This is a genomic window from Pseudomonas hydrolytica (genome assembly GCF_021495345.1).
In the GTDB taxonomy this organism is placed as follows: Bacteria; Pseudomonadota; Gammaproteobacteria; order Pseudomonadales; family Pseudomonadaceae; genus Aquipseudomonas; species Aquipseudomonas hydrolytica.
Window position 1 is genome coordinate 3789004 of record NZ_CP099397.1, and the last position, 23408, is coordinate 3812411.

Genomic DNA, 23408 nt, shown 5'->3' on the forward strand with positions numbered 1-23408 from the left:
CAACCGGTGCGCGCGGCGCACCCAACAGGAAATCGACATGACCACTGAAACTCTCGCCAAGACTCCGCTGCACGCCCTGCACCTCGAACTCGGCGCGCGCATGGTGCCCTTCGCCGGCTATGACATGCCCGTGCAGTACCCGCTGGGCGTGATGAAGGAGCACCTGCACACCCGCGAGGCCGCCGGCCTGTTCGACGTCTCGCACATGGGCCAGATCCTGCTGCGTGGCGAAAACGCCGGGCGTGCCCTGGAAACCCTGGTGCCGGTGGACATCATCGACCTGCCGGTGGGCCTGCAGCGCTACGCCATGTTCACCGATGCCCAGGGCGGCATCCTCGACGACCTGATGGTCGCCAACCTGGGTGACGACACCCTGTACCTGGTGGTCAACGCCGCCTGCAAGGATCAGGACCTGGCCCACCTGCAGAAGCACATCGGCGAGCAGTGCCAGATCGAGTGCCTGTTCGAGGAGCGCGCCCTGCTCGCCCTGCAAGGCCCGAAAGCGGTCGACGTGCTGGCCCGCCTGGCCCCGGAAGTGAGCAAGATGACCTTCATGCAGGTGGCCCGCGTGCGCCTGCTGGGCAGCGAATGCATCGTCAGCCGCAGCGGCTACACCGGCGAAGACGGTTTCGAGATTTCCGTCGCCGTCGACCAGGCCGAAACCCTGGCGCGCAGCCTGCTGGCCGAAGCGGAAGTCGAGGCCATCGGTCTGGGTGCGCGCGACTCGCTGCGCCTGGAAGCCGGCCTGTGCCTGTACGGCCACGACATGAGCAGCGCCACCACGCCGATCGAAGCCAGCCTGCTGTGGGCCATCTCCAAGGTGCGTCGTGCAGATGGCGAGCGTGCCGGCAACTTCCCGGGCGCCGAGCGCGTATTCGAGCAGCAGCAAAAAGGCGTGGCGCGCAAGCGCGTCGGCCTGCTGCCGCAGGAGCGCGTACCGGTGCGTGAAGGCGCGGAAATCGTCGACGCCGACGGCACCGTGATCGGCCAGGTATGCAGCGGCGGCTTCGGCCCGACCCTCGGCGCACCGGTGGCCATGGGTTACGTCAATGCCAGCCACACCGCCGTCGACAGCGACGTCTGGGCCGTGGTGCGCGGCAAGCGCGTGGCGATGAAAGTGGCCAAGACCCCGTTCGTGCCGCAGCGCTACTACCGCGGCTGATCAGCGCCCGACTCCCCTCTCCCATTTATTGGGGGCACGCCTAGTGGAGAGGGGTTGGGAGAGAGGGCAAAAGTAGGACCGCAGGACCGCAACGTGCGTAGGGCGGGTGAAACCCGCCACATAGCCCTGGCGGGTTGCACCCGCCCTACAGATGACTACTCCGTAGCCCGGATGCAATCCGCGGATGCCCTCAAAAGCTCCCGGCCTGCATCCGGGCTACGTCGTTTCTAACCCCTGATCCGCTCGTAAGGCACCCGCTCGCGCCCGGCGCGCAGCGTCTGCGCCCACCAGTTCAGTTGCACCAGCGTATGCGCCAGCGCCGAGTTGGCGCGTCGCGGCTCGCTCAACCGCCCCTGATCATCGAATTGTTCCCAGGCATTGGTGAAGCTCACCGAGCCGCGCACCGTCATCGCATGCAGCTCCGCCAGCACCTGGCGCAGCTGTTCCACCGCACGCAGCCCGCCGGATACCCCACCATAACTGACGAATCCTACCGGCCGCGCCTCCCAGGATGCCGGCACCTCGTCGATGAATTGCTTGAGCGCCGCCGGATAGCCGTGGTTGTACTCCGGGGTGACGATCAGAAAGGCATCGGCGCGGAGCAGCTGCTGCAGCGACTGATGGCGCTGCTCCGCGATCTCCTGCGGCTCGCCGGGCTGGCGGAACATCACGGCCGGGTCGACCAGGCTCAGCTCGAATTCGCTGCGCTGTTCGATCTGCTCGCGCGCCCAGGCCACCACCTGGTCGCAGAAGCGCTCTTCACGCACGCTGCCGTATATCAGTACCAGTCGAATGCGGTCCTGCATGGAAAAACCCTCGGAGTTGTGTATCAGGGCCTGCGAGGGTAAAACCTCAACTTAACTTAAGGTCAAGAGGGATTTTCCATGTCCATTCACGAACGCCCGCTAAGCGTCGGCCAGGTCGCCGAACGCAGCGGCGTGGCGGTTTCCACACTGCATTTCTACGAAACCAAGGGGCTGATCCACAGCCAGCGCAACGCCGGCAATCAGCGGCGTTACCGGCGCGACGTGCTGCGCCGCGTGGCGATCATCAAGGTGGCGCAGCGCCTGGGCATCCCGCTGGCCGATATCGGCGCGGCGCTGGCCACCCTGCCCTGCGACCACATGCCCACGGCTGCCGACTGGCAACAGCTCTCGGCGCAATGGCAGCGCGATCTGAATGCGCGCATCGAGCAACTGACGCGGCTGCGCGACCAGCTCACCGGCTGTATCGGTTGTGGCTGTCTGTCGATGCAGGACTGCCCGCTGCGCAACCCCCGGGACGAACTCGGCGAACAGGGCGCCGGCGCCCGCCTGCTGGAGACGGATTAATCCTCCTGGCAGTTGCGCCGGTTGCCGAACACCTCACGGCGAATGTCGCGCACGTCCAGGGAGATCGCCGGCACCTGCGGCAGGCGCTGCACCAGCGCCCGCACGATGCGCCGCGACAGCGCGCGCTTGTCGTCATCGCTGCGCCCCGCCAGCAGATAGAAGATCAGGTGCACGAACGGCCCCGCCTCGCCGCCGACGCAGTGGTGCTCGTACAGACTCAGGCGCACCTTGACTTCACCGGGCTGGAACAGGCCAGTGCCTGCCGCCTGATCGTGCACCAACTGCACCAGTGCCTGCGGCGCGATGTACTCGGCCACTTCGCTGGCGGCCTCGATCAAGCAATGCGGCATGGATAGCCCTCGATGTAAGCAAATTTGTCATACGTTATCACACAACAATATCGATACCAGATTAGCTGTCCTACCCTGCACTGCACCTCTTCACAGCGGCCATAGCGCCGTTATACGCGCCATAGCCACTCATACTTTGGTCTAGCCAGGCGTTGACAAGCGCCAAAAAGGCTGTCGATAATCGAGCGAGTTGTATGACGACATATGACATTGATAACAACAATAATCAGGACCAGAGCATGACAATCCTCGCCTCTGCTTCAGCGCAGCCGCTGCGCGCTCGCTCCGCATTCAACGCCACCACAGGCCCTGGAACCGGATTCGCCGGAGGCTGACGCCAGCCACCAGCAATGACCGGTCGCGTTCGGCCGGCCTGCCCCACGGGGCATTCACACCCTCCCGCCATGCAGGCTGCCATCAGGCCAGCAGGGGATGGTTCGTTCAAAAACTGGGAGCACAACAACAATGACCGCACGCAACACCCTTCCCCTGGCCCTGCTCGGCAGCACCGCGCTGGCGCTCGTGATGCCCACCGCCACCCATGCCGCCGGCTTCGTCGAAGACGCCAAGGTCACCCTCGGCCTGCGCAACTACTACTTCAACCGCAACTTCCTCAACCACTCCGGCCCGTCGGTGCAGGGCAGCGATCAGGGCCAGGCGGCCGAGTGGACCCAGAGCTTCATCCTCGATGCCCGCTCCGGTTTCACCCAAGGCACCGTCGGCTTCGGTCTGGACGTACTCGGCCTGTATGCAGTCAAGCTCGATGGCGGCAAGGGCAGCATCAACAGCGGCCTGCTGCCGGTACATGGCACGGGCAATGACCGTCATGCCCCCGATGATTACGGTCGCACCGCCGTTGCCGCCAAGGCCAGGTTGTCCAAGACCGAGCTGAAGGTGGGCGAGTGGTTCGCCGTGCTGCCGATCCTGCGCGCGGACGACGGCCGTGCGCTGCCGCAGACCTTCCAGGGCGCACAGATCACCTCCAGTGAAATCGACGGTCTGAACCTGTACGGCGGCCAGTTCTGGAAGAACAGCCAGCGTAACGACGCCAGCCGCGAGGACATGTCGTTCAACGGTATCGAGGGCGATGACTTCAACTTCGGCGGCGGTGAGTACCGCTTCAACGGCAACAACACCATGGTCGGCGCATGGCATGCGCGCCTGGAGGACGTGTACCAGCAGAGCTTCCTGCAGCTGACCCACAGCCAACCGGTCGGCGACTGGGTGCTGGGCGCCAACCTGGGTTACTTCAATGGCAAGGAAGAAGGCGCAGCCAAGGCCGGCAACCTGGACAACAAGGTCTATCAGGGCAGCCTCTCCGCCAAGACCGGCAACAACACCTTCATGGTGGCCTACCAGCGCCTGAGCGGCGATACCAAGTTCCTGCGCATTGACGGCTCCAGCGGCGGCACCCTGGTCAACGACGGCTTCACCGCCAGCTTCGACGCGCCCGAAGAGCGCTCCTGGCAGGTGCGTCACGACTACAATTTCGCCGGCCTCGGCATCCCCGGCCTGACCCTGATGAACCGCTACACCAGCGGCTCCAACATCCACACCGGCGGCCGTACCGATGCCGAGGAATGGGCGCGCGAATCGGAGCTGGCCTACACCATTCAGGAAGGCGGCCTGAAGAACCTGAGCATTCGCTGGCGTAACTCCAACGTCCGCCGTGACGTTGGTCAGGATGCCCACGAGAACCGACTGATCATCAACTACCCGCTGTCGATCCTGTAATTCCAGGCGCGCTCGCGCGTCCGATTGTCTCCATGTGTTTACGGCACTTTACGCCCGTCCTCGTGACGGGCTTTTTTTGCCCGCCAACTTTGACGCTCCCTGCGCGACGTTAACCCGTAGGGTGCGCCGTGCGCACCAGCTCCAATGCCGAACCCTTGGGTGAATGTCGCTTTTTACATCCACCAGAGCGACGGATCGGTAAAGCCTGTCCACCCTGGGCGCCATACGATGGCTCGCGAGGAGCCCCCGGTGCGCGCGGCGCACCCTACCGCAAGCGCCCTACCATCTGCGCCAGCACCGTCAGCACATCCTGCCCCAGCTTTTTCGAGCGCGCGCCATTCCAGCCGGTGCGCGGCTGCGGGTTGTCATCGTGATCCTTGAACGGCATCTCGATGGTGAACGACAGGCAATCGAAGGCCTCGCCCACCGCGTTGCAGGCCAGGGTCAGGTTGGCCTGGCCGGGCTCGTCGCGCGGGTAGCCGAAACGGGTCTGGAACTCGGCGCCTATGCTCACCAGGCGCTGGCGGAAATCTTCCTCCAGCGCGGCCAGGCGCGGCGTATAGCCGGGGTTACCCTCGCAGCCCGCGGTGAATACGTGGGGGATCTCCTCGTCGCCGTGGATATCGAGGAACAGGTCGACGCCGATGCGCTGCATATGCTGCAACGCGAACAGCACCTCGGGGCTGCGCTCGACACTGGCCGACTGCCAGGCGCGATTGAGGTCCTGCCCCGCCAGGTTGGTACGCAGATGGCCGCGGAAGGCACCGTCCGGATTCATGTTCGGTATCAGGTAGAACTCGGCCTGGCTGAGCAGCGCCTGGACCTCGGCGTCATGCGGGTCCTGCAGGCGTTCGATCAGCCCCTCCATGAACCACTCGGCCATATGCTCGCCGGGATGCTGCTGGGCGATGAGCCACAGCTTGCTCGGCGCGGCAGCCTGAGCGCCAATGCGCAGCAGCTGGATATCGCGGCCTTCCAGACTTCGGCCGCAGGCCACCAGTTCGGCCCCCCGCTCCAGGGCCTGGGCGACGAGGCGCTCGTGGCGCGCTCGCGGATAGGGCTCGAAATAGGCGAACCAGGCCTGCTCGCGCTCGGCAAGCAGCTCGAAGTGCAGTTGACCGTCCTCGAAACGGGTGGGCACGCGGAACCAGTCCTGCTGGTCGTAGCTGGCCACGGCCTGGTAGCCGTCCCAGGCCTTGTTGTAGGCCGACTGCCCGGCGTTGGTCAGGCTGAAGGCATGGCGCTGGCCTGGCTGCAGGCCCTCGACCCGGAAATGAAACCACTGGAAGTGATAGCTGTTGAGATCCGGCCGCATGGCCAGCTGCACCCGCAGCGGGTCGCTGGCATCGATGACCTGGATGTTGCCGCTGTCGAAATCCGCGCTGATCTTCATGGCTGCCTCGAGAACGAAATCAGCGCTCAGGATTGCAGCTCACCGCGGCAGTGGGAAGTCACGAGCGCGACAGACAGATAAGGCCAGGCGAACTAAGGTGAGCTAGGCAAGCCTAATAGCGACTTTGCCTCTTGCCCACGGAGTTCAACGCATGCCCAGCCCGACAGCCCCGTTACACACCACCCTGGCCCTGCTCGCCCTGGCGCTGCTGGCCGGATGCGCCGGCCGCGAGCCCACGACCGCTACTCCCTCGCAGACGCCTACGCCGCAACAGAGCGAACAGCCCGCCATCCAGGATGCGCAGAGCCAGCTGCGCCAGCAGGCCCAGCGCGGCGACCTGGACAGCCAGTTCCAGCTCGGCAGCAGCTACTTCGTCGGCCAGCCGGAGAAGAACCTCAAGCAGGCCGAATACTGGTGGAAGCAGGCCGCCGACAAGGGCCACGCCATGGCGGCGGTGAGCCTGGCCTATCTCTATACCGGGCGCGATGCCCCTGAGTTCGCCAACCAGCGCGACATGCTCAAGTACCTCAATCAGTCGGCCGCTGCAGGCAACCCCATGGCCCAGCATGTGCTGGGCAACCTCTACCGTCGCGGTGAAGGCGGCGTACCACGCGACCCTGACCAGGCCCAGCGCCTGTACCAGAGCGCCTGCCAGCAGCGCTACGAGCCTTCCTGCGCGGCGCTGGGTGGTCAGTAAGTCGAATGCCCGTTCCTAGGGTTGAAGGTCAAACAGCGCCTTGCCGCTTTCCATGTCGCTCGGGGCGGAGAAGTGTTCGTGGAAGATCAGCCAGCGGCCACCCTGGCGGCGCAGGCACTGGGTCACGCGCATCCAGCAGGTCTGCAGCTCGCCCTTCTCATTGCTGCCACCGCAGTGCAACAGGTAATGGGTCACGCCGAGATCGCCGCTGGCGGTGTAGGTCGGCTCGTGGGGCTCGAACATACCTGGGCCGCTGCACATCTCCATGCAGGCCTGCCAATGTGCCTGGTATGCCGGGCGCCCCTGGAAGCGCAAGGGGCCCACGGCATCGTAGGACACCACGTCCTCGGCGTAGTGACTCATGATGCGCGCCACGTCCTTGCTGCGGCAGGCTTCGGTCCAGTCGTTCAGAGCATCTTGCAGTTCGTGCTGACTCATGTCGTTCTCCTTCGCTGAAGTCAGGCCTTGTGGCCGCAGCAGTCGTGGGTGGGCGCGCTCTGTTCGTACTCGTCGTGCAGGCGCGTCCAGTTGAGCCCCTTGCCGTCCAGATCGGGCATGCCGTCCCAACCCTCGCCGCGGCCAAAAGGCGTGAAGTCGAGGAAATGGAAGCTGCTCATCAGCATCTCCAGCCCTCGGCCGTAACAGGAATAGGTGTGGTAGATCCGCCCGCCGTCGCGCAGGAACACGCTGACGCCGGGCTGCTCGCCCTGGATGTGATAGGTCAGGCCCAGGCGCTCGAGCTCGTCCTTATCGCGGTAGTTGTATTCGACCGGCGCGACCTGCTCGTCGGTGGTGGCGTGGTAGTCGTAGTTGAAGCGGCTGCCGTAGGAGCTGTACCAGGGCAGGGTCCAGCCCATGCGCCGCTTGAAGGCTTCGAGGTCGGCCAAGGGCGCGCGCGAGACCAGCACAAGATTGGTGTCGCGGGCATGCAGATGGGCCTGGTGGCCGATGTTGTCCACCAGGCAGGAACAGCCGTCGCAGCCCTCGCCGCGATCCATGTGGTACATGAAGTGGTAGACGATCAGCTGGCGGCGCCCGTGGAACAGCGCCTCCAGACCGACCTCGCCCTGCGGGCCGTCGAAGCGGTAATCCTCTTCCACCAGCACCATGGGCAGGGCACGGCGGGCGCGGTTGATTGCGTCGCGCTGACGGGTCAGCACCTTTTCCTGTTCGAGCAGCGCCTTGCGCGCTGCCAGCCACTGCTCACGCGTGGCGACTTCGGGGATATAGCGGCGATCCATGGCGGTTCTCCCGGTTGATCGAGTCTTGCCGGCTCAGTGCTGGCCGGCCTGCAGCTGCGCCGGCTGGATATCCAGCTCGCGCACCGGGCGCACCTCCACGCAGCCGACACGGGCGGCGGGAATGTGTCCGGCGAGCTGGATGGCCTCGTTGAGGTCGCGCGCCTCCACCAGATAGAAGCCGGCCAGTTGCTCCTTGGTTTCGGCGAAGGGGCCGTCGGTGATCGCCAGCTTGCCGCCGCGCATGCGTACGGTGGTGGCGGTCTGCACCGACTGCAGCGCCTCGGCGGCGAGCATGCGCCCGCTCTCCTGTACTGCATTGGCGTAGGCGAAGCACTCGCTGTCATGCGGGCTGTCGGGGGAGCTGTGCAGCTCCTGTTCGTTGGCGTAGACGAGGCAGAGGTATTTCATAGCGCGCTCCAGTTCCTTGGTGGGTGGGTACTGGATAGTCGAATGCGCCGGGAACGTTTCGACAATGGTCGGAAAAATATCGCAGAAGCCGATAAACGGTAGGGTGCGCCATGCGCACCCGCCTCTCCGTATTCCTTGCGCACTGCCTATTAGAAGTCTGCCGGCAACCTCGGTGCGCGCGGTGCCCCCTACTCGGGGACTTCGACGCTGACGTGAATGGCGTCGTGGCGCCAGAACTCCAGGTCGCAGTCGATGATGCGCCCGTGCTGGTCACGGTTGACCCGGGTGATGCGCAGCGCCGGGCTACCGGGCGCCACCTTGAGGCTGGCCGCAGCTTCGGCATGCAGCGCGGTAGGCACCATGTCGAAGCGCACGCGACCGTAGTGAATGCCGTACTCGCTGGCGTAGAGGTCGGTCAGCGAGCGGGTCAGGTCGAAGTCGAGGATGCCGGGGAAATAGGCCGGGTTGAGATAGTGCTCGACGTACAGCACCAGGCGCCCGTCGATGCGCCGCGCGCGGCATACCTGATAGACGCTCGACAGCGCCGGCAGCTCCAGCACCTGGCAGATTTCCGCACTGGCCGGCATCAGCCTGGCGCTCAGCACTTCGGTAGCCGGTACCCGCCCCTGCTCGGCCACCATGGCGTGGAAGTGGGTGCGAACCAGCGGGTTGTAGGCCACCCGCGTCGGTGAAACGAACCAGCCGCGCCGCTCCTCACGATAGACCAGCCCCTGCGCCTCCAGTTGCCCGAGCGCCTCGCGCAGAGTGATGCGCGTGGTATCGAACAGTTCGCTGAGCCTGCGCTCGGCCGGCAGCTTGCTGCCGGAGGGCAACAGGCCCCGGTCTATCTGCTCCTGCAGGGCGCGGCAGATGATGGTGACGGCCCGCGGCGCTTCTTCGCGCATCAATATCTCCCCTTTTGGACTAGTCCAGCCCCATGACAGGGCAAAAGCCTTCGCTAAGACGGGTTACAAGACTAGGCAGTCTAGATGACTGATAGATGACAACTCTGCTGCAAGCACGCCGCATGCCACCGCCATGCTTACTCACAGCCCAGCAAATCAGCCACTTATCCATGGTCTACGCTTGTGAAGCGCACCGGCCCGCTGCACCTAGACATCTGCCACTGGTGGCCGGACATAAAACTGTCATCGAAGGCGCCTAGATTGGCTCGGGTATTGCTGATCTAGACCAACACTCTCACTGCAAAGGAGTTTCCAATGAAACAACTGCTGCTGGCTTCACTGATGGGCTCGGCCATCGCCCTGGCGACCTCCGCCATGGCCGAAGGCACCGACTTGCAGGCACTGGAAAAGGCCGCACGCGCCGAAGGCGCGGTGAATAGCGTGGGTATGCCCGACAGCTGGGCCAACTGGAAAGACACCTGGGCCGATCTGGCCAAGCTTTACGGCCTCAAGCACCAGGACACCGACATGAGCTCGGCGCAGGAAATCGCCAAGTTCGCCGCCGAGAAGGAAAACGCCACCGCCGATATCGGTGACGTCGGCGCCGCCTTCGGCCCCATCGCCGTGCAGCAGGGCGTGACCCAGCCGTACAAGCCGAGCACCTGGGAGCAGATTCCGGACTGGGCCAAGGACAAGGACGGCCACTGGATGCTGGCCTACACCGGCTCCATCGCCTTCATCGTCAACAAGCAACTGGTCAAGGATATTCCGCGTTCCTGGGCCGACCTGAAAACCGGCACCTACAAGGTCGCCGCCGGTGACGTCAGCACCGCCGCGCAGGCCACCAACGGCGTGCTGGCCGCGGCCATCGCCCTGGGTGGCAACGAGAGCAACATCCAGCCGGCGCTGGACCTGTACGCCGACCTGGCCAAGCAGCGCCGCCTGTCGCTGGCCAACCCGACCATCCAGACCCTGGAGAAGGGTGAAGTGGAAGTCGGCGTGGTCTGGGACTTCAACGGCCTGTCCTACCGCGACCAGATCGACCCCGAGCGCTTCGAGGTGCTGATCCCGTCCGACGGTTCGGTGATCTCCGGCTACAGCACCATCATCAACAAGTGGGCGAAGAACCCCAACGCCGCCAAACTGACCCGCGAATACATCCTCAGCGATGCCGGGCAGATCAATCTGGCCAAGGGCCACGCCCGTCCGATCCGCGCCGAGCACATCGACCTGCCGGCCGAGGTACAGGCCAAGCTGCTGCCGCAAGAGCAGTACGCCAAGGTCCAGCCGATCAAGGATGCCGCCGCCTGGGAAGCCACCTCCAAGGCACTGCCGCGGCTGTGGCAGGAGCACGTGATCATCAATATGAATTGATGCAGCCGCGACACCATTGATCCGTAGCCCGGATGAAATCCGGGGCAATCGCCAAGTACGCCCCCGGATTGCATCCGGGCTACGACCGAACGAGAGAAACCCATGAAGCACAACGTCATCCTGGTGGTACTGGATGGCCTGAGCTATCAGGTGGCCCAGCATGCGCTGGGCCACCTGTTGGCTTACTGCCAGGCCGGGCGCGCTGCGCTGTACAAGCTCGACTGCGCACTGCCGGCACTGTCCCGCCCGCTCTACGAATGCATCCTCACCGGCGTGGCGCCCATCGACAGCGGCATCGTGCACAACGATGTGGTACGCCTGTCGAATCAGCGCAGCATCTTTCACTACGCCCGTGACGCCGGCCTGAGCACCGCCGCCGCGGCCTATCACTGGGTCAGCGAGCTTTACAACCGCGCGCCCTTCCAGGCCGCCCGCGACCGCCACACCAGCGATGAGTCGCTGCCGATCCAGTACGGCCACTTCTATTACGCCGACCATTACCCGGATTCGCACCTGCTGGCCGATGCCGACAGCCTGCGCCAGCTTCACGCGCCGAACCTGCTGCTGGTGCACCCGATGAACATCGACGACGCCGGCCACAAGCACGGCCTCGACAGTTCGCAGTACCGCAACGCCGCGCGCATGGCCGACGTGCTGCTGGCCGAATATATCCAGACCTGGCTCGACGCCGGTTACCAGATTCTGGTGACTGCCGACCACGGCATGAACAACGACCGCAGCCACAACGGCGTGCTGCCGGAAGAGCGCGAAGTGCCGCTGATCGTTCTCGGCAGCGCCTTCAGCCTCGATCCTGCAGCCCGCCCACAACAGACCGAGCTGTGCGGCACCATCTGCCAGCTGCTCGGCGCGGCCCACGACAAACCCTGGTGCAGGGAATTGCTTGCATGAAATCCACCATCTCCAGCAAGGGCTGGGCATTGCTGTGCCTGGTGCCCTTCGCGCTGTTCTTCTTCGCCTTCCAGATCGCACCACTGGCCTGGGTGGCGAGCAACAGCCTGAACACCGCCGACGGCTGGGGCCTGGGCAATTTCCAGCAGGCCTTCTCCTCGGCGTTCTACCGCCAGGCCATGCGCCACAGTCTGGAGGTCGCCTTCTGGTCGAGCCTGTTCGGCATCGTCGTCGCCATCATCGGCAGCTATTCGCTGCGCCAGGTCAGCAGCCGCCTGCGCGATTTCGTCATGGCGTTTTCCAACATGACCAGCAACTTCTCCGGGGTGCCGCTGGCCTTCGCCTTCATCATCCTGCTCGGCTTCAACGGCGCGCTGACCATCCTGCTCAAGCAGATGGGGGTGATCGAGGACTTCAACCTCTACTCCAAGACCGGCCTGATCGTGCTTTACACCTACTTCCAGATCCCCCTCGGCGTGCTGCTGCTCTACCCGGCCTTCGACGCCCTGCGCGAGGACTGGCGCGAGTCGGCCGAACTGCTCGGCGCCAATACCTGGCAGTTCTGGCGGCATATCGGCCTGCCGGTGCTGACCCCGGCGCTGCTCGGTACCTTCGTCATCCTCCTGGCCAATGCCCTGGGCGCCTACGCCACGGTGTACGCGCTGACCACCGGCAACTTCAACATCCTGCCGATCCGTATCGCGTCGATGGTTTCCGGCGACATCTTCCTTGACCCGAACATGGCCAGCGCGCTGGCGATGGTGCTGGTCGGCCTGATGACCCTGATCACCATCGTCCACCAATGGCTGCTGCGCCGGAGCTACCATGTCGCCCGCTGAAAAACGCTCGCCGCTGTTCCACCAACTGGTGGTCTACCTGCTGTTTCTGATCCTGCTGTTGCCGTTGCTCGGCACGCTGGTGTACTCACTGTCCACAAGTTGGTCGGCGACCATCCTGCCCAGCGGCTTCACCTTCAAGTGGTACGTGGCGCTGTGGAGCGATGCGCGCTTTCTCGCCGCCTTCGGCCGCTCGCTGCTGGTGTGCTTCGGCGCCCTGGCGTTGTCGCTGCTGCTGATCCTGCCGCTGCTGTTCGTGGTCAACTACCACTTCCCCAAGCTGGACGCGCTGATGAACGTGCTGATCCTGCTGCCGTTCGCCATTCCGCCGGTGGTGTCCTCGGTGGGCCTGATGCAGCTGTTCGCGTCCGGCCCGCTGCCGATCCTCGGCACGCCGTGGATCCTGATCGGCTGCTACTTCACCATCGCCCTGCCCTTTATGTACCGCGCCATCACCAACAACCTGCAGGCGATCAACCTGCGCGACCTGATGGACGCTGCCCACCTGCTCGGCGCCAGCACCTGGCGCGCAGCGTTCCTGGTGGTGCTGCCCAATCTGCGCAAGGGTTTGATGGTTTCGGTGTTCCTGTCCTTCAGCTTCCTGTTCGGCGAGTTCGTCTTCGCCAACCTGCTGGTGGGCAGCCGCTATGAAACGCTGCAGGTGTACCTGTACAACATGCGCAACGACAGCGGCCATTTCACCAGCGCTCTGGTGATCTCCTATTTCATGTTCGTGCTGCTGATGACCTGGGCAGCCAACCGTCTGAACAAGGACAAATCATGAGTTACCTGAATATCCGCGGCCTGCATAAAAGCTACGGTGCAACGCCCATCTTCACCGACATCAACATCGAGATCGGCCAGGGCCAGTTCATCACCCTGCTCGGCCCGTCCGGCTGCGGCAAGTCCACCCTGCTGCGCTGCATCGCCGGCCTGACCGCGGTCGACGGCGGGCAGATCCTGCTGGACGGCGAGGACCTGGTGCCCATGCCGCCGCAAAAACGCGGCATCGGCATGGTGTTCCAGAGCTATGCGCTGTTCCCCAACATGACCGTGCAACAGAACGTCGCCTTCGGCCTGCGTATGCAGAAGGTCCCAGCCGCCGAGGCCAGCAAGCGCGTCGCCGAGGTGCTGGAGCTGGTGGAACTGAGCGACTACGCCAATCGTTACCCGCAACAGCTCTCCGGCGGCCAGTGCCAGCGTGTGGCCCTGGCCCGCTCGCTGGTCACTCGTCCGCGCCTGCTGCTGCTCGACGAACCACTGTCGGCGCTGGATGCGCGCATCCGCAAGCACCTGCGCGAGCAGATCCGCGCGATCCAGCGCGAGCTGGGCCTGACCACCATCTTCGTCACCCACGATCAGGAAGAGGCGCTGGTGTTGTCCGACCGCATCGTGCTGATGAACGGCGGACAGATCGTCCAGAGCGGCGACGCCGAAACCCTCTACACTGCGCCGGCCGATGCCTTCGCCGCCGGTTTTATCGGCAACTACAACCTGCTCGACGCCGAGGCCGCCAGCCGCCTGCTCGGCCAGCCGATCGGCAGCCGCGTGGCGATTCGCCCGGAAGCCATCCACTTCGCCGACGGCGGCATCGAGGCGCAGATTCGCAGCCACAGCCTACTCGGCAACGTGATCCGCTACCGCGTCGAAGCACGCGGCGTGGAATTGCTGGTAGACGTGCTCAACCGCTCCGCCGCCGACCTGCACCACGACGGCCAGAGCGTCAGCCTGGCCATAGGCGCCGATGCGATCCGGGAGGTGGCGTGATGGCCCTGGCAATCTTCGATCTCGACGAAACCCTGATCCACGGCGACTGCGCCAGTCTGTGGGCAGTGGAAATGACCAAGCTGGGCTGGGCCGATGGCGAAGCCTTCATCGCCCGCGAACAGGAGCTGATGCACCTGTATGCGGCGGGCGAGCTGGCCATGGAGGACTACATGGCCTTCACCCTGGCGCCACTGGTGGGGCGCACACCCGAGGAGGTCGCCCATGTGGTCGAGCCCTTCGTCGAGGATGTGATCGAGCCGATCTTCTACAGCGACGCCAGCCGCACCCTGGCCGCGCACCGCGAAGCCGGCGATCGCCTGCTGGTGATCTCCGCCTCGGCGCATTTTCTGGTCAGCGCCATCGCCGAGCGCTTCGGCATCGACGAGGTATTGGCCATCGACCTGGAGCAGCAGCACGGCTTCTACAGCGGCCGCACCCAGGGCGTACTGACCTACCGCGAAGGCAAGGTGACACGGCTACAGGCCTGGCTCGCCGAGCAGAACGAGAACCTGGCCGGCGCCAGCTTCTATTCCGACTCGCGCAACGACCTGCCGCTGCTGCAACTGGTGGACAGGCCATTCGCGGTCAACCCCGACCCGACCCTGCGCGCCCACGCCGAACAGGCCGGCTGGCCGATTCTCAACTGGCGCTGATTCGGCCCGTAGGGTGCGCCGTGCGCACCGGGGTCCTCTGATGCGTGCGGTCCACCATCGCGCCCGCTGTTTCAAGGTGCGCCTGGCGCACCCTACAAGGGTGCGCTAGGCCACCGGGCGTTCAGCGACTCACTCAACGTGCCGAGCTGAGCATCTCGATTTCACGAAGCTCGACATCACGGCGCAGGTAATCCATGCGCCTTTCGTGAAACTCGCGCATGTGCGGCAGCGCCATGTGCTCGGCCAGCGCCTCCCGCGATGCCCATACCTCGTAGAAGATGAACAGGGTCGGGTCCTGCACGTCGCGCAGCATGTGGTATTCGATGCAGCCGGGCTCGGCGCGGCTGGGTTCGACGTAAGCCCGGAACAGCCGCTCGAAGGCTTCGGCCTGTTCGGGTCGGGTGTGGGCGTGGAGGATAAAGGCATACATCGGGAAGGCTCCGGATAAGGAATACCTCCTCACCTTAACGCAGGCTTCAGCTCGCATTTCATGACTTTCAGTCAACAATAATTTGACCGCTGCGGGGTATTTCACGCGCGCAGGGCCCGATAACCTGCCGCCACATTTTCCGGAGACCCCCGATGAAAAAGATCCTCCTGCTCAATGGCGGCAAACAGTTCGCCCATTCCAACGGCCAGTACAACACCACCCTGCACGACGCTGCCGTGGCCTTTCTCGACCGCGCCGGTTTCGATATCAAGACCACCTTCATCGACGGCGGCTACGACGTCGAGGACGAGGTACAGAAATTCCTCTGGGCCGACGTGGTGATCTATCAGATGCCCGGCTGGTGGATGGGCGCCCCCTGGACGGTGAAGAAGTATCTGGACGAGGTGTTCACCACCGGCCACGGCAGCCTCTACGCCAACGACGGCCGCACCCGCTCCGACGCCTCGCAGAAGTACGGTAGCGGCGGGCTGATCCAGGGCAAGCAGTACATGCTGTCGCTGACCTGGAACGCCCCGGTGCAGGCCTTCGAGGACCCGACCGACTTCTTCGAAGGCAAGGGCGTGGACGCGGTGTACTTCCCCTTCCACAAGGCCAACGAATTCCTCGGCATGAGCGCCCTGCCCACCTTCATCTGCAACGACGTGATGAAGGTGCCGAACATCGAGCGCGACGTGGCGCGCTACGAACAGCACCTGGCTCAGGTGTTCGGCGTCGCCTGAGGCAGCTCAGCGTCCGCCGAACAGCGCGGTCCAGTAGATGCCGGCGTCGCTTTGCGGGTCGCTGCCGTAGGCGGCGCCGAGTTCCTCGAACTGTGGGTTCATCAGGTTGGCGCAATGAGCCGGGCTGGCCAGCCAGCCTTCGACCACCTTGTCAGCCGTGTCCAATGCAGCGGCGATGTTCTCGCCAATGCGCCCACCGCCATAGCCGGCCAGCTCCGCACGATCCCCCGGAGTCCGGCCGTCGCGGCCCTGGTGAGCGAAGAAGTTGTCATTGGCCATGGCGCGGCTATGCGACTCGGCTGCCGTGGCCAGCTCCGCGCTCCAGGTCAGCGGTGCGGCTGCGGCGAACTGCTGAGCGCCGCACTGGCGCGCCTGGGCGCGGGCGGCGTTGATGCGCTGCAGCAGGTTCTGTCCTTCGGCCTGCCAGTCGCCGAGGCGGCCACTGAGCAGTGGGCGCGCCAGGACGATGCGCCAGTCGCGGTCCATGCGGCTGACGCCGATGTCGATGAACTGCGGGTCGAGCAGCACCCGGCAGAAGCTCTCCGCCAGCGCCTGCATCGCCGCCTGCGCATCGCGCGGACCGGACAGGCTGATGGCCTGCACATTGACCAGCGGATAGCCCGACGCACTCAGCGCCTGCTGCAGGTCACCGGTGCCGGCCGCCGGCAGCAGCAGACGCGTATCGCTGCTCAACGGCGGCAGTGGCTCGGAAACCTGCACGCCGCAGCGCTGCACCTCGCCGCGGTAGGCATTGATGGCTTCGATCAGCCGCGCCTCGTCCGCTGCCTGCGCCGTGACGGCGAACAGACCCAGCGTCAGAACGACGGCGAAAAAGGGCAAGCGCATAGGACTCTCCTTGCAAACCGACCGTGCAGATGATGCGCGATGGGGCGCCTTTGGCCTAGTGGGTGGTGGGTCAGACCTTCGTTTACTGGGGAAAGTGCTGCACCGACTGCACCAGAGGCGACCGATCATCCAGAAGCCTGCGCAGCCATTCGCGTCTGGCGCCAGGCGGCGTATGGTGAAAGCTCCACTCCATTGAGGAGAAATCGCCATGTTCAAGGTAACCCGCAGCGGCGATCAGCGCATCGACGTGGATTTCACCGGCAAGCTGGACAGCGAGGCCATGCGTGTCGCCCTCGACGAATTGATTCAGGCCGCCGAAGGCATAGAGCACGGCAAGATGTTCTATCGCGTCGGCAGTTTCGAATGGCCAACGCTCGGTGCGGTGGGCGTCGAGCTCAAGCGCATTCCGCAGCTGCTGCGCCTGATTCGCCAGTTCGACCGGGTGGCGGTGGTGGCCGATCAGCAGTGGCTGCGCACCGCCAGCGAGGTGGAGGGCGCACTGATTCCGGGCCTGACCATCAAGGCCTTCGATTCGATCCACGAAGCGCAGGCCGAAGCCTGGTTGCAGCAATGAGGCAAGCGCGCTGCCGAGCGCCTCGGCAGCGCCTCGTTGCGTTGTCGCACATGGGGGACGACGAGCCGGACGCAACCCGACGCCCGCCGGCCCCGTATGCTTGGCGAGTCGATTGCGCTAGGCTCTGCACCTCAATCGAAAGGAGATACTCCCATGGCTCGCGCCACTGCCCGTCACATCCTGGTTGCCAGCGAAGACAAGTGCAACGAACTGAAAGCCGCCATCGAAGGTGGCGCCGACTTTGCCCAGCTGGCGAAGGACAACTCCAGCTGCCCGTCCGGCCGTAACGGCGGCGACCTGGGCTCGTTCGGCCCCGGCCAGATGGTCAAGGAATTCGACACCGTGGTGTTCAGCGCACCGGTCGGCGTGGTCCAGGGCCCGGTCAAGACCCAGTTCGGTTATCACCTGCTGGAAGTCACCAGCCGCCAGGACTGATGATGCCAAGGGCGCGGCCGCCACGGCGGCCCGCCCTCGTTCCCGCCTTTTCACCGCCCCTCCCCCTGGGTTTCAGCCATGAAGCGCGGCATTCGGCTAGCCTCCTTTCTGCTGGTGTTCATCTGCCTGTCTCTGGCCCTGCTGACGGCATGGCAAATCTGGTTCTCCCGCGAGCGCGCAATACGCGAGCTGAACGTGGCCAACCTCAATCTGGTTCAGGCGCTGGACAACTACACCGAGGGCGTGATTCGCCAGTCCGAACTGGTGCTGAACGACCTGAGCGAGCGCGTGCAAGGGGCTGACTTCTCCCCGCAGGAGCAGGAGCGAATCAGGAGACTGCTGCAACAGCAGACCCAGGTACTCGGCCTGGCCAACGCCATCGTCATTTACGATACCCAGGGCGACCGGCTGCTGGCCTCCAGCAGCGCCCCCCAGTCCGGCCTCAACGCGGCCGACCGCGCCTTCTTCATTCATCACCGCGACGATCCCTCGACGGATATTTTCATCGGCCCCACCATCAAGAGCCGCATTACCGGCGACTGGGTCTTCACCGTCAGCCGCCGGCTTAACGATGCCGATGGCGGCTTCGCCGGAGCGGTGGCCGTCACCCTGGGTGTCGAGCATTTCCTGCATTTCTATGGCGGTCTCGACCTCGGCGAACATGGCTCGATGAGCCTGTCGAGCAGCGCCGGCCTGCTGCTGTTTCGCCAACCCTTTCGTGAGCAGGATGTAGGCCTCGACTGGTCCGACTCGCCGGTGCTGCAAATCCTGCGCGAGAAGCACGAAGGCACCTCCATCCAGACGTCGCGCATCGACGGCATCGAGCGCCTCTATGCGTTTCGCCGCAATGAGCGCCTGCCGCTGATCACCGTGATCGCGGTCGGCCGTGCCGAGGCCCTGGCGGCCTGGCGCCGCGATGCCGAGCTGTTCGCCGCGCTGATTCTGCTTCTGCTGCTGGCCATCGGCGTCATCGGCCAACGCCTGATTCTCGATATCCGCCGCCGCTCGCGCATGGAGCAGCAATTGCTGAGCGCGAGGGAGGAGCTGCTCGATGCCAATGCCCGGCTGGAGGTGCTGGCGTCGCAGGATGCCCTGACCGGCCTGGCCAACCGACGCAGCTTCGACCAGACCCTCGAGGTGGAGATTCGCCGCGCCCAGCGTCGTGGTTCGCCGCTGTCGCTGATGCTGCTGGATATCGACCTGTTCAAGCGCTACAACGACCGCTACGGCCATGTGGCCGGCGATGCCTGCCTGCGCGCAGTGGCCGATGTGCTCAGACAATGCATGCGGCGCCCCGGCGACCTGGCGGCGCGCTACGGTGGCGAGGAACTGGCGGTGATCCTACCCAACGTCGACAGCGAAGGTGCCCAGACCGTGGCCCGAACCTTCCTGCAGGCCCTAGAACAGCGCCACCTCGCCCATCAGGGCAGCCCCTTTCAGCGAGTCACGGTGAGCGCTGGCCTGGCCAGCCTGATCCCCAGCGCCGAGGACAGCAGCGCCCAGGCCGTTGCCCTGATCCGCAGCGCCGACCAGGCCCTGTATCGCGCCAAGAGCAATGGCCGTAACCGCCTGGAGTGCGCCGAAGCACCGAGACGAGACGCCAGCGGCGGCGACTCGGCCAGTCATCCGGGCTGAATGCGGGCCGTCCGAAAAACGCTAGAGCGCCCGCACGGTGCGCTGGCGCCAGCTATCGAGCAGCCGGCCGCCCCAGACGTTGAGCAGCAGCCCGGCCATCACCAGAATGGCGCCGACCACCTGCAGCGAACCCAGGCGTTCGCCCAGCAGCAACGCCGACGAGCTGATGCCCACCACCGGCACCAGCAGGGAGAACGGTGCCACCTGGCTGGCCGGATAGCGCGACAGCAGGCGGCTCCACAGGCCATAACCGAGCAGCGTGGCGCCGAACGCCAGATAGGCCAGCACCGCCAGCGATTGCAGGCCGATGCCGCGCAGCGACGCGCCGATCAGCGCCGGCCCCTCCAGCCACAGCGACAGCGCCAGAAACGGCAGCGGCGGTATCAGACTGCCCCAGACCACTAGCCCCAGCAGATTGACCTTGCCCAGTTTGCGCGTGACCACATTGCCCAGTGCCCACATCGAGGCCGCGGCGATGGTCAGGACGAAACCGGCCAGGGTCATCGCCTGGCCGCTCTGCAGGCCGATCAGCGCCAGGCCGCAAGCGGCCACCAGCAAACCGAACAGGTTGCTGCCGCGCAGGCGCTCGCCGAGAAACAGGGCGGCGAAGAACAGGGTGAAGAACGCCTGCGACTGCAGCACCAGCGAGGCCAGCCCGGCCGGCATGCCGACATGCATGGCGTAGAAAAGAAAGGCGAACTGCCCGACCGAGATGGTCATGCCATAGGCCAGCAGCCAGCGCAGCGGCACCTGCGGCCGACGTACCAACAGAATGGCGGGAAAAGCGGCGAGCATGAAGCGCAGCGCGCCCATCAGCATCGGCGGCATACCCTCGAGCCCGACCTTGATCACCACGAAATTCAGGCCCCAGACGACGATCACCAGCAGAGCCAGCAGCAGATCCTTGGGCGACATGGGACGGTCCTCGGGAAGGGAGCGTCCATTAGAGCAACGCCAGCCACGCCGCGGCAGACACAGTGCCCGACGGAAAACGCCACACAGTGAGCAGATCGTCCAACCTCGGCGAGAACATTCTGTCACCTCGCGCCCTTTGCTACCCTGCGCCCTCCGCCTGACCAGAGCACGCCATGACGCTGCACGACTTCCTTCTATTCGCCCTACCGGCGGTGTTTCTCACCGGGCTGTCCAAAGGTGGTTTTGGCGGCGCGCTGGGCGGCATTGCCGTGCCGCTGCTGGCACTGGCCACCTCGCCGAAACAGGCCGTGGCAGTGATGCTGCCGATTCTCTGTCTGGCCGATATGGTCGGGCTGAAGGCCTACTGGCGCAGGTGGGATACGGCCAACCTCAAGGTCATGCTGCCGGGCGCGGTAATTGGTATCGCCATCGGGTCGCTGACCTTCGGTTTCTTCGACGAACGCGCCATCGGTCTGCTGATCGGGGTCATCGCCGTGAGCTTCGTCGGCCTCGGCCTGCTGCTCGCCAACCAGGCGCCGAGGCCGCTGCACAAGGGCCGTGGCCTGCTGCTGTCGAGCCTGGCCGGCTTCACCAGCTTCGTGGCCCACGCCGGCGGCCCACCGGTGATGATGCACCTGCTGCCGCAGCAGCTGGAAAAACTGCGCTTCGTAGCCACCATCAACCTGTTCTTCCTGCTGACCAACGCGGCCAAGCTATTCCCCTACGCGGCCTTGGGTCAGTTCAGCCGGGACAACCTGCTGCTCAGCCTGATGCTCGCGCCCATCGTGCCGCTGGGGGTATGGAGCGGGTTGTGGCTGCAATCGCGGGTCAACCACCAGTGGTTCTACCGCATCGCCCGGTTGGGCATCCTGCTGGCCGGGCTGCAGCTGATCTGGCGCAATCTTTAGGGTGCGAAATCGACCAGACCGTAGGGGGTGGCTGTATCCATAGAAGCCGGTGCGCATGGCGCACCCTACGCGCAACGGTCCGTAGGGTGCGCCGTGCGCACCAGAGCCCCGCTTGCCCCTCTATTGCTCAGGGCTCGATCACCCGCCACAACTCGGGCCACTCGCCGGGATTGCCCCCCGCGCAGCGGTTCATGAGGCTGAATGAGGCCAACTGGAAGCGCTCGCCATCGAACCGCCAACTGCCCGACTCGCCGCAATCGGCGATGCCGCGCCCCTTGTACAAATAGGCCAGCTCGCCCTTCTCCGGCTGGTAGCTGACCCAGCCGGACAACCCGTCGTGGTCCAACGGCAGCGGATCGAGCCGCATGTCCTGCGCGGCATAGGGTGGCTGACGGCTGACGCGATAAACGGCGAAATCGCAGTTGTAGGCCGCGCACCAGGTGCGGATCAGCACCAGCGCCTCGTGCTCGTTGAGGGCGAAGGCCTCGGCCTCCGGGGTGCTGTCCATCTCCTCCTCGACCCATGCGCTGCGCGTGGCCGCCATCACCGCCTCGGCGATGGCACGGCTCTCCGCCTCGGCCAGCGGCGCAGTGCCAGGATAGGGACGCAGACGCGGCGCCGGCGGCGCGACCGGCACCTCGCTGGCCGGGCGCGTGCCGGGCCGGTACAGCGCCGTGACGCCATCGCCCCGCCCCTGCACCGAGTCCATCAGCAGCAGCGCGGCGGACAGCCCGCGCAGCGACACCACAGCCTCGTCCTCGCCGTCCACCGCCATGCGCAGTTGCTCGCCGTTGCGCAGTTCGGCCAACAGCGCCTGGGCCTCGGCGCCCTCGGCGGTAAGAAGCAGCTCATCGTCGTCCTGCGTGAGCTGCAGGGCATCAGCGACGGCCGATAGCGGCTCGCCGTCGAGCAGCAGCGGGAAATACTCGGTCTGCCCGGCATAGCGCAGGCTCAACTGCAACGGCGCCTGCGCTCCGGCCGCGCGGCGCAGCTCGAGCCGCAGCGGGGTGTGGCCGTAATCCTCGGTGGCACTCAGCGCCTGGCAACCACGAAGGTTGTCGCAGGCCACCACCCAATCCTTGATTTCCCGGTATAGCGGCACCTGCTCGGGCGCCGCCTCGGCCAGCCCGCAAACCAGCAACAGCGCCGCGATCGGCTTGCAACGCGACATGGGCAACTCCTTTTGACGATTGCGCAGAACCGCCATGTTCTGCCGCCGGCTTTCGCCAGGCAAGCCTCTCAGAGCCCGAGCGCCTCGCGCAGCTGCCGCGCCGTCGGCATGCGCGCCGAGACGCCGCTGTTGAAATCGAAGGATTTGGCGCTGGAAAGCGGCCCGACTATCACCGGGTCGAAGCCGGCGTCGCTCACCAGACGCGCCGCCACCTGCAGGGCGGCCTGGTCGTCCGCGGCCAGCGGGATGGCCAGCTTCTCGCCCTGGCGATGGGCCTGGCTGCGCAGGTTGTGCGCGGAGATCGCATTGAACGCGCGCACCAGGCGTACGCCTGGCAGGAACTGCTGCGAGGCCAGCCCGGCGCCCAGTTCGACGGCCTCCTCGGCCATCGGCCCGTCGCGCTCCGGCCTGGGGTTACCGGCATCGAGCAGCACCTTGCCGGCCAGTTCGGCGGCATAGTCGCGGCCGACCTGCGGGGTGGCGGCATAGGGCACCGCCAGCAGGATCACCTCGCCAAAGGCGGCGGCCTCACGCGGCGTGCCGACGCGCGCACGCTCCCCAAGCTCGTCGGCCAACGCCTGCAAACGTTCGGGGTGGCGGGAAGAGATCATCACTTCATGCCCGGCTTCTACCCAAAGCCGGGCCAGTGCGCTACCGATGTTGCCGGTGCCGATGATGCCGATACGCAGGCTTTCCTGCTGCGCCGAGGCCAGGCCGCCCCCCAGCAGCATGAGCAAGGCCAGCGCGGCGCCGGCGAGACGATGAAAAAGGCGGGACATGACGGCCTCCTTGAGCAGCGTGAAAAGGGCAAGCATAGAAAAGCCTGCCGCCACGCCTGCGGCCGATTCGCTACTGCATGTTACCCGTCGCGTTTCCCGCCCGATTCATGGCCAGCAGCTATGCTCAGATGGCAATGCAAGATGACAGCGGGCTCCGGGAGCCGAGGAGGTGAAAGTGCCGAGAACTCTTTTCCCCAATCGATGATGCCTTTACC

At 65.3% G+C, this 23408-nt stretch carries 27 protein-coding genes; 15 read left to right on the forward strand and 12 right to left on the reverse strand.

Annotated features, from left to right (window positions below; all coding sequences use genetic code 11):
• The first annotated feature begins 37 nt into the window (after positions 1-37).
• Positions 38-1162, forward strand: a complete 1125-nt coding sequence (gene gcvT, locus L1F06_RS17735; protein WP_129481585.1) for a glycine cleavage system aminomethyltransferase GcvT — start codon at positions 38-40, stop codon at positions 1160-1162.
• Between the two features lie 227 nt (positions 1163-1389).
• Here gcvT and L1F06_RS17740 read toward each other — a convergent pair whose 3' ends face one another.
• Positions 1390-1968 carry an NADPH-dependent FMN reductase gene (locus tag L1F06_RS17740; RefSeq protein WP_129481586.1) on the reverse strand — a complete coding sequence of 193 codons (579 nt, stop codon included), beginning with the start codon at positions 1966-1968 and terminating at the stop codon, positions 1390-1392.
• Between the two features lie 78 nt (positions 1969-2046).
• Between L1F06_RS17740 and soxR the strand changes: the two genes are divergently transcribed.
• Positions 2047-2493, forward strand: a complete 447-nt coding sequence (gene soxR / locus L1F06_RS17745; RefSeq protein ID WP_012017946.1) for a redox-sensitive transcriptional activator SoxR — start codon at positions 2047-2049, stop codon at positions 2491-2493.
• Here the strand turns inward: soxR and L1F06_RS17750 are convergent.
• Entirely contained in the window at positions 2490-2843 is a 354-nt protein-coding gene (locus L1F06_RS17750) for a 5-carboxymethyl-2-hydroxymuconate Delta-isomerase (RefSeq protein WP_096825962.1), read from the reverse strand. The genes soxR and L1F06_RS17750 overlap by 4 nt on opposite strands.
• A 465-nt stretch (positions 2844-3308) precedes the next feature.
• Here L1F06_RS17750 and L1F06_RS17755 point away from each other — a divergent pair, with 465 nt between their 5' ends.
• Positions 3309-4577, forward strand: a complete 1269-nt coding sequence (locus tag L1F06_RS17755) for an OprD family porin (RefSeq protein WP_003245733.1) — start codon at positions 3309-3311, stop codon at positions 4575-4577.
• Positions 4578-4842: 265 nt separating this feature from the next.
• Here L1F06_RS17755 and L1F06_RS17760 read toward each other — a convergent pair whose 3' ends face one another.
• Positions 4843-5970: a M14 family metallopeptidase gene (locus tag L1F06_RS17760; protein WP_129481587.1), complete on the reverse strand. Its 1128-nt coding sequence runs from the start codon at positions 5968-5970 to the stop codon at positions 4843-4845.
• 151 nt (positions 5971-6121) lie between these two features.
• Between L1F06_RS17760 and L1F06_RS17765 the strand changes: the two genes are divergently transcribed.
• Positions 6122-6667: a tetratricopeptide repeat protein gene (locus tag L1F06_RS17765; RefSeq protein WP_003245737.1), complete on the forward strand. Its 546-nt coding sequence runs from the start codon at positions 6122-6124 to the stop codon at positions 6665-6667.
• Between the two features lie 15 nt (positions 6668-6682).
• Here the strand turns inward: L1F06_RS17765 and L1F06_RS17770 are convergent, their stop codons facing one another.
• From L1F06_RS17770 to L1F06_RS17785, 4 genes are all read right to left on the reverse strand, one after another.
• Positions 6683-7105, reverse strand: a complete 423-nt coding sequence (locus L1F06_RS17770; protein ID WP_129481588.1) for a YybH family protein — start codon at positions 7103-7105, stop codon at positions 6683-6685.
• A 20-nt stretch (positions 7106-7125) separates the two neighbouring features.
• Positions 7126-7908, reverse strand: a complete 783-nt coding sequence (locus L1F06_RS17775) for a DUF899 domain-containing protein (RefSeq protein WP_129481589.1) — start codon at positions 7906-7908, stop codon at positions 7126-7128.
• Positions 7909-7941: 33 nt separating this feature from the next.
• On the reverse strand, positions 7942-8316 hold the full coding sequence (locus tag L1F06_RS17780) for a YciI family protein (protein WP_012017940.1): 375 nt from the start codon (positions 8314-8316) through the stop codon (positions 7942-7944).
• 188 nt (positions 8317-8504) lie between these two features.
• The gene (locus tag L1F06_RS17785; RefSeq protein WP_003245744.1) at positions 8505-9221 is read right to left on the reverse strand and encodes a UTRA domain-containing protein; all 717 of its coding nucleotides are present in this window, start codon (positions 9219-9221) and stop codon (positions 8505-8507) included.
• 315 nt (positions 9222-9536) lie between these two features.
• Between L1F06_RS17785 and L1F06_RS17790 the strand changes: the two genes are divergently transcribed.
• The 6 genes from L1F06_RS17790 to L1F06_RS17815 all read left to right on the forward strand — a co-directional run bounded on the left by L1F06_RS17790 (position 9537) and on the right by L1F06_RS17815 (position 14760).
• Positions 9537-10595, forward strand: coding sequence for an ABC transporter substrate-binding protein (locus L1F06_RS17790; protein ID WP_003245746.1), 1059 nt, complete (start codon positions 9537-9539; stop codon positions 10593-10595).
• A gap of 102 nt (positions 10596-10697) precedes the next feature.
• Entirely contained in the window at positions 10698-11504 is an 807-nt protein-coding gene (locus L1F06_RS17795) for an alkaline phosphatase family protein (RefSeq protein ID WP_129481590.1), read from the forward strand.
• Positions 11501-12343 carry an ABC transporter permease gene (locus L1F06_RS17800; RefSeq protein WP_096825957.1) on the forward strand — a complete coding sequence of 281 codons (843 nt, stop codon included), beginning with the start codon at positions 11501-11503 and terminating at the stop codon, positions 12341-12343. Before L1F06_RS17795 ends, L1F06_RS17800 begins: the two co-directional genes overlap by 4 nt.
• Positions 12330-13124, forward strand: coding sequence for an ABC transporter permease (locus L1F06_RS17805; RefSeq protein ID WP_003245751.1), 795 nt, complete (start codon positions 12330-12332; stop codon positions 13122-13124). Before L1F06_RS17800 ends, L1F06_RS17805 begins: the two co-directional genes overlap by 14 nt.
• Positions 13121-14107 carry an ABC transporter ATP-binding protein gene (locus tag L1F06_RS17810; RefSeq protein ID WP_129481591.1) on the forward strand — a complete coding sequence of 329 codons (987 nt, stop codon included), beginning with the start codon at positions 13121-13123 and terminating at the stop codon, positions 14105-14107. Before L1F06_RS17805 ends, L1F06_RS17810 begins: the two co-directional genes overlap by 4 nt.
• A complete protein-coding gene (locus L1F06_RS17815; RefSeq protein WP_129481592.1) occupies positions 14107-14760 on the forward strand; it encodes an HAD family hydrolase in 654 nt (217 codons plus the stop codon). Before L1F06_RS17810 ends, L1F06_RS17815 begins: the two co-directional genes overlap by 1 nt.
• A 133-nt stretch (positions 14761-14893) precedes the next feature.
• On the opposite strand, the gene L1F06_RS17820 is transcribed toward L1F06_RS17815, so the two are convergent.
• Positions 14894-15190, reverse strand: a complete 297-nt coding sequence (locus L1F06_RS17820; protein ID WP_129481593.1) for a putative quinol monooxygenase — start codon at positions 15188-15190, stop codon at positions 14894-14896.
• Between the two features lie 152 nt (positions 15191-15342).
• On the opposite strand from L1F06_RS17820, the gene mdaB reads away from it, so the two are divergent.
• Positions 15343-15930 carry an NADPH:quinone oxidoreductase MdaB gene (gene mdaB / locus L1F06_RS17825; RefSeq protein WP_129481594.1) on the forward strand — a complete coding sequence of 196 codons (588 nt, stop codon included), beginning with the start codon at positions 15343-15345 and terminating at the stop codon, positions 15928-15930.
• A gap of 6 nt (positions 15931-15936) precedes the next feature.
• Here mdaB and L1F06_RS17830 read toward each other — a convergent pair whose 3' ends face one another.
• On the reverse strand, positions 15937-16776 hold the full coding sequence (locus L1F06_RS17830) for a CAP domain-containing protein (RefSeq protein WP_129481595.1): 840 nt from the start codon (positions 16774-16776) through the stop codon (positions 15937-15939).
• Positions 16777-16984: 208 nt separating this feature from the next.
• Between L1F06_RS17830 and L1F06_RS17835 the strand changes: the two genes are divergently transcribed.
• From L1F06_RS17835 to L1F06_RS17845, 3 genes are all read left to right on the forward strand, one after another.
• Positions 16985-17350 (forward strand): SpoIIAA family protein, encoded by a 366-nt coding sequence (locus L1F06_RS17835; protein ID WP_003245762.1) that lies wholly within the window; start codon positions 16985-16987, stop codon positions 17348-17350.
• A gap of 153 nt (positions 17351-17503) precedes the next feature.
• Entirely contained in the window at positions 17504-17785 is a 282-nt protein-coding gene (locus L1F06_RS17840; protein ID WP_012019284.1) for a peptidylprolyl isomerase, read from the forward strand.
• Between the two features lie 78 nt (positions 17786-17863).
• Complete coding sequence (locus tag L1F06_RS17845) at positions 17864-19420, forward strand: sensor domain-containing diguanylate cyclase (protein WP_129481596.1); 1557 nt, start codon at positions 17864-17866, stop codon at positions 19418-19420.
• A 21-nt stretch (positions 19421-19441) separates the two neighbouring features.
• Here L1F06_RS17845 and L1F06_RS17850 read toward each other — a convergent pair whose 3' ends face one another.
• Positions 19442-20335 carry an EamA family transporter gene (locus tag L1F06_RS17850; RefSeq protein WP_129481597.1) on the reverse strand — a complete coding sequence of 298 codons (894 nt, stop codon included), beginning with the start codon at positions 20333-20335 and terminating at the stop codon, positions 19442-19444.
• A gap of 173 nt (positions 20336-20508) precedes the next feature.
• Between L1F06_RS17850 and L1F06_RS17855 the strand changes: the two genes are divergently transcribed.
• Complete coding sequence (locus tag L1F06_RS17855) at positions 20509-21243, forward strand: sulfite exporter TauE/SafE family protein (protein WP_129481598.1); 735 nt, start codon at positions 20509-20511, stop codon at positions 21241-21243.
• A 127-nt stretch (positions 21244-21370) separates the two neighbouring features.
• On the opposite strand, the gene L1F06_RS17860 is transcribed toward L1F06_RS17855, so the two are convergent.
• Together L1F06_RS17860 and L1F06_RS17865 are read right to left on the reverse strand one after the other, a co-directional pair.
• Positions 21371-22414 carry a DUF1176 domain-containing protein gene (locus L1F06_RS17860; RefSeq protein WP_129481599.1) on the reverse strand — a complete coding sequence of 348 codons (1044 nt, stop codon included), beginning with the start codon at positions 22412-22414 and terminating at the stop codon, positions 21371-21373.
• A 68-nt stretch (positions 22415-22482) separates the two neighbouring features.
• Entirely contained in the window at positions 22483-23193 is a 711-nt protein-coding gene (locus tag L1F06_RS17865; protein ID WP_129481600.1) for an NADPH-dependent F420 reductase, read from the reverse strand.
• Positions 23194-23408: the final 215 nt, after the last annotated feature.

Coding starts and splice junctions, on each gene's coding strand:
- gcvT (WP_129481585.1), top strand. CDS start 38: ATGACCACTGAAACTCTCGCCAAGACTCCGCTGCACGCCCTGCACCTC.
- L1F06_RS17740 (WP_129481586.1), bottom strand. CDS start 1,968: ATGCAGGACCGCATTCGACTGGTACTGATATACGGCAGCGTGCGTGAA.
- soxR (WP_012017946.1), top strand. CDS start 2,047: ATGTCCATTCACGAACGCCCGCTAAGCGTCGGCCAGGTCGCCGAACGC.
- L1F06_RS17750 (WP_096825962.1), bottom strand. CDS start 2,843: ATGCCGCATTGCTTGATCGAGGCCGCCAGCGAAGTGGCCGAGTACATC.
- L1F06_RS17755 (WP_003245733.1), top strand. CDS start 3,309: ATGACCGCACGCAACACCCTTCCCCTGGCCCTGCTCGGCAGCACCGCG.
- L1F06_RS17760 (WP_129481587.1), bottom strand. CDS start 5,970: ATGAAGATCAGCGCGGATTTCGACAGCGGCAACATCCAGGTCATCGAT.
- L1F06_RS17765 (WP_003245737.1), top strand. CDS start 6,122: ATGCCCAGCCCGACAGCCCCGTTACACACCACCCTGGCCCTGCTCGCC.
- L1F06_RS17770 (WP_129481588.1), bottom strand. CDS start 7,105: ATGAGTCAGCACGAACTGCAAGATGCTCTGAACGACTGGACCGAAGCC.
- L1F06_RS17775 (WP_129481589.1), bottom strand. CDS start 7,908: ATGGATCGCCGCTATATCCCCGAAGTCGCCACGCGTGAGCAGTGGCTG.
- L1F06_RS17780 (WP_012017940.1), bottom strand. CDS start 8,316: ATGAAATACCTCTGCCTCGTCTACGCCAACGAACAGGAGCTGCACAGC.
- L1F06_RS17785 (WP_003245744.1), bottom strand. CDS start 9,221: ATGCGCGAAGAAGCGCCGCGGGCCGTCACCATCATCTGCCGCGCCCTG.
- L1F06_RS17790 (WP_003245746.1), top strand. CDS start 9,537: ATGAAACAACTGCTGCTGGCTTCACTGATGGGCTCGGCCATCGCCCTG.
- L1F06_RS17795 (WP_129481590.1), top strand. CDS start 10,698: ATGAAGCACAACGTCATCCTGGTGGTACTGGATGGCCTGAGCTATCAG.
- L1F06_RS17800 (WP_096825957.1), top strand. CDS start 11,501: ATGAAATCCACCATCTCCAGCAAGGGCTGGGCATTGCTGTGCCTGGTG.
- L1F06_RS17805 (WP_003245751.1), top strand. CDS start 12,330: ATGTCGCCCGCTGAAAAACGCTCGCCGCTGTTCCACCAACTGGTGGTC.
- L1F06_RS17810 (WP_129481591.1), top strand. CDS start 13,121: ATGAGTTACCTGAATATCCGCGGCCTGCATAAAAGCTACGGTGCAACG.
- L1F06_RS17815 (WP_129481592.1), top strand. CDS start 14,107: ATGGCCCTGGCAATCTTCGATCTCGACGAAACCCTGATCCACGGCGAC.
- L1F06_RS17820 (WP_129481593.1), bottom strand. CDS start 15,190: ATGTATGCCTTTATCCTCCACGCCCACACCCGACCCGAACAGGCCGAA.
- mdaB (WP_129481594.1), top strand. CDS start 15,343: ATGAAAAAGATCCTCCTGCTCAATGGCGGCAAACAGTTCGCCCATTCC.
- L1F06_RS17830 (WP_129481595.1), bottom strand. CDS start 16,776: ATGCGCTTGCCCTTTTTCGCCGTCGTTCTGACGCTGGGTCTGTTCGCC.
- L1F06_RS17835 (WP_003245762.1), top strand. CDS start 16,985: ATGTTCAAGGTAACCCGCAGCGGCGATCAGCGCATCGACGTGGATTTC.
- L1F06_RS17840 (WP_012019284.1), top strand. CDS start 17,504: ATGGCTCGCGCCACTGCCCGTCACATCCTGGTTGCCAGCGAAGACAAG.
- L1F06_RS17845 (WP_129481596.1), top strand. CDS start 17,864: ATGAAGCGCGGCATTCGGCTAGCCTCCTTTCTGCTGGTGTTCATCTGC.
- L1F06_RS17850 (WP_129481597.1), bottom strand. CDS start 20,335: ATGTCGCCCAAGGATCTGCTGCTGGCTCTGCTGGTGATCGTCGTCTGG.
- L1F06_RS17855 (WP_129481598.1), top strand. CDS start 20,509: ATGACGCTGCACGACTTCCTTCTATTCGCCCTACCGGCGGTGTTTCTC.
- L1F06_RS17860 (WP_129481599.1), bottom strand. CDS start 22,414: ATGTCGCGTTGCAAGCCGATCGCGGCGCTGTTGCTGGTTTGCGGGCTG.
- L1F06_RS17865 (WP_129481600.1), bottom strand. CDS start 23,193: ATGTCCCGCCTTTTTCATCGTCTCGCCGGCGCCGCGCTGGCCTTGCTC.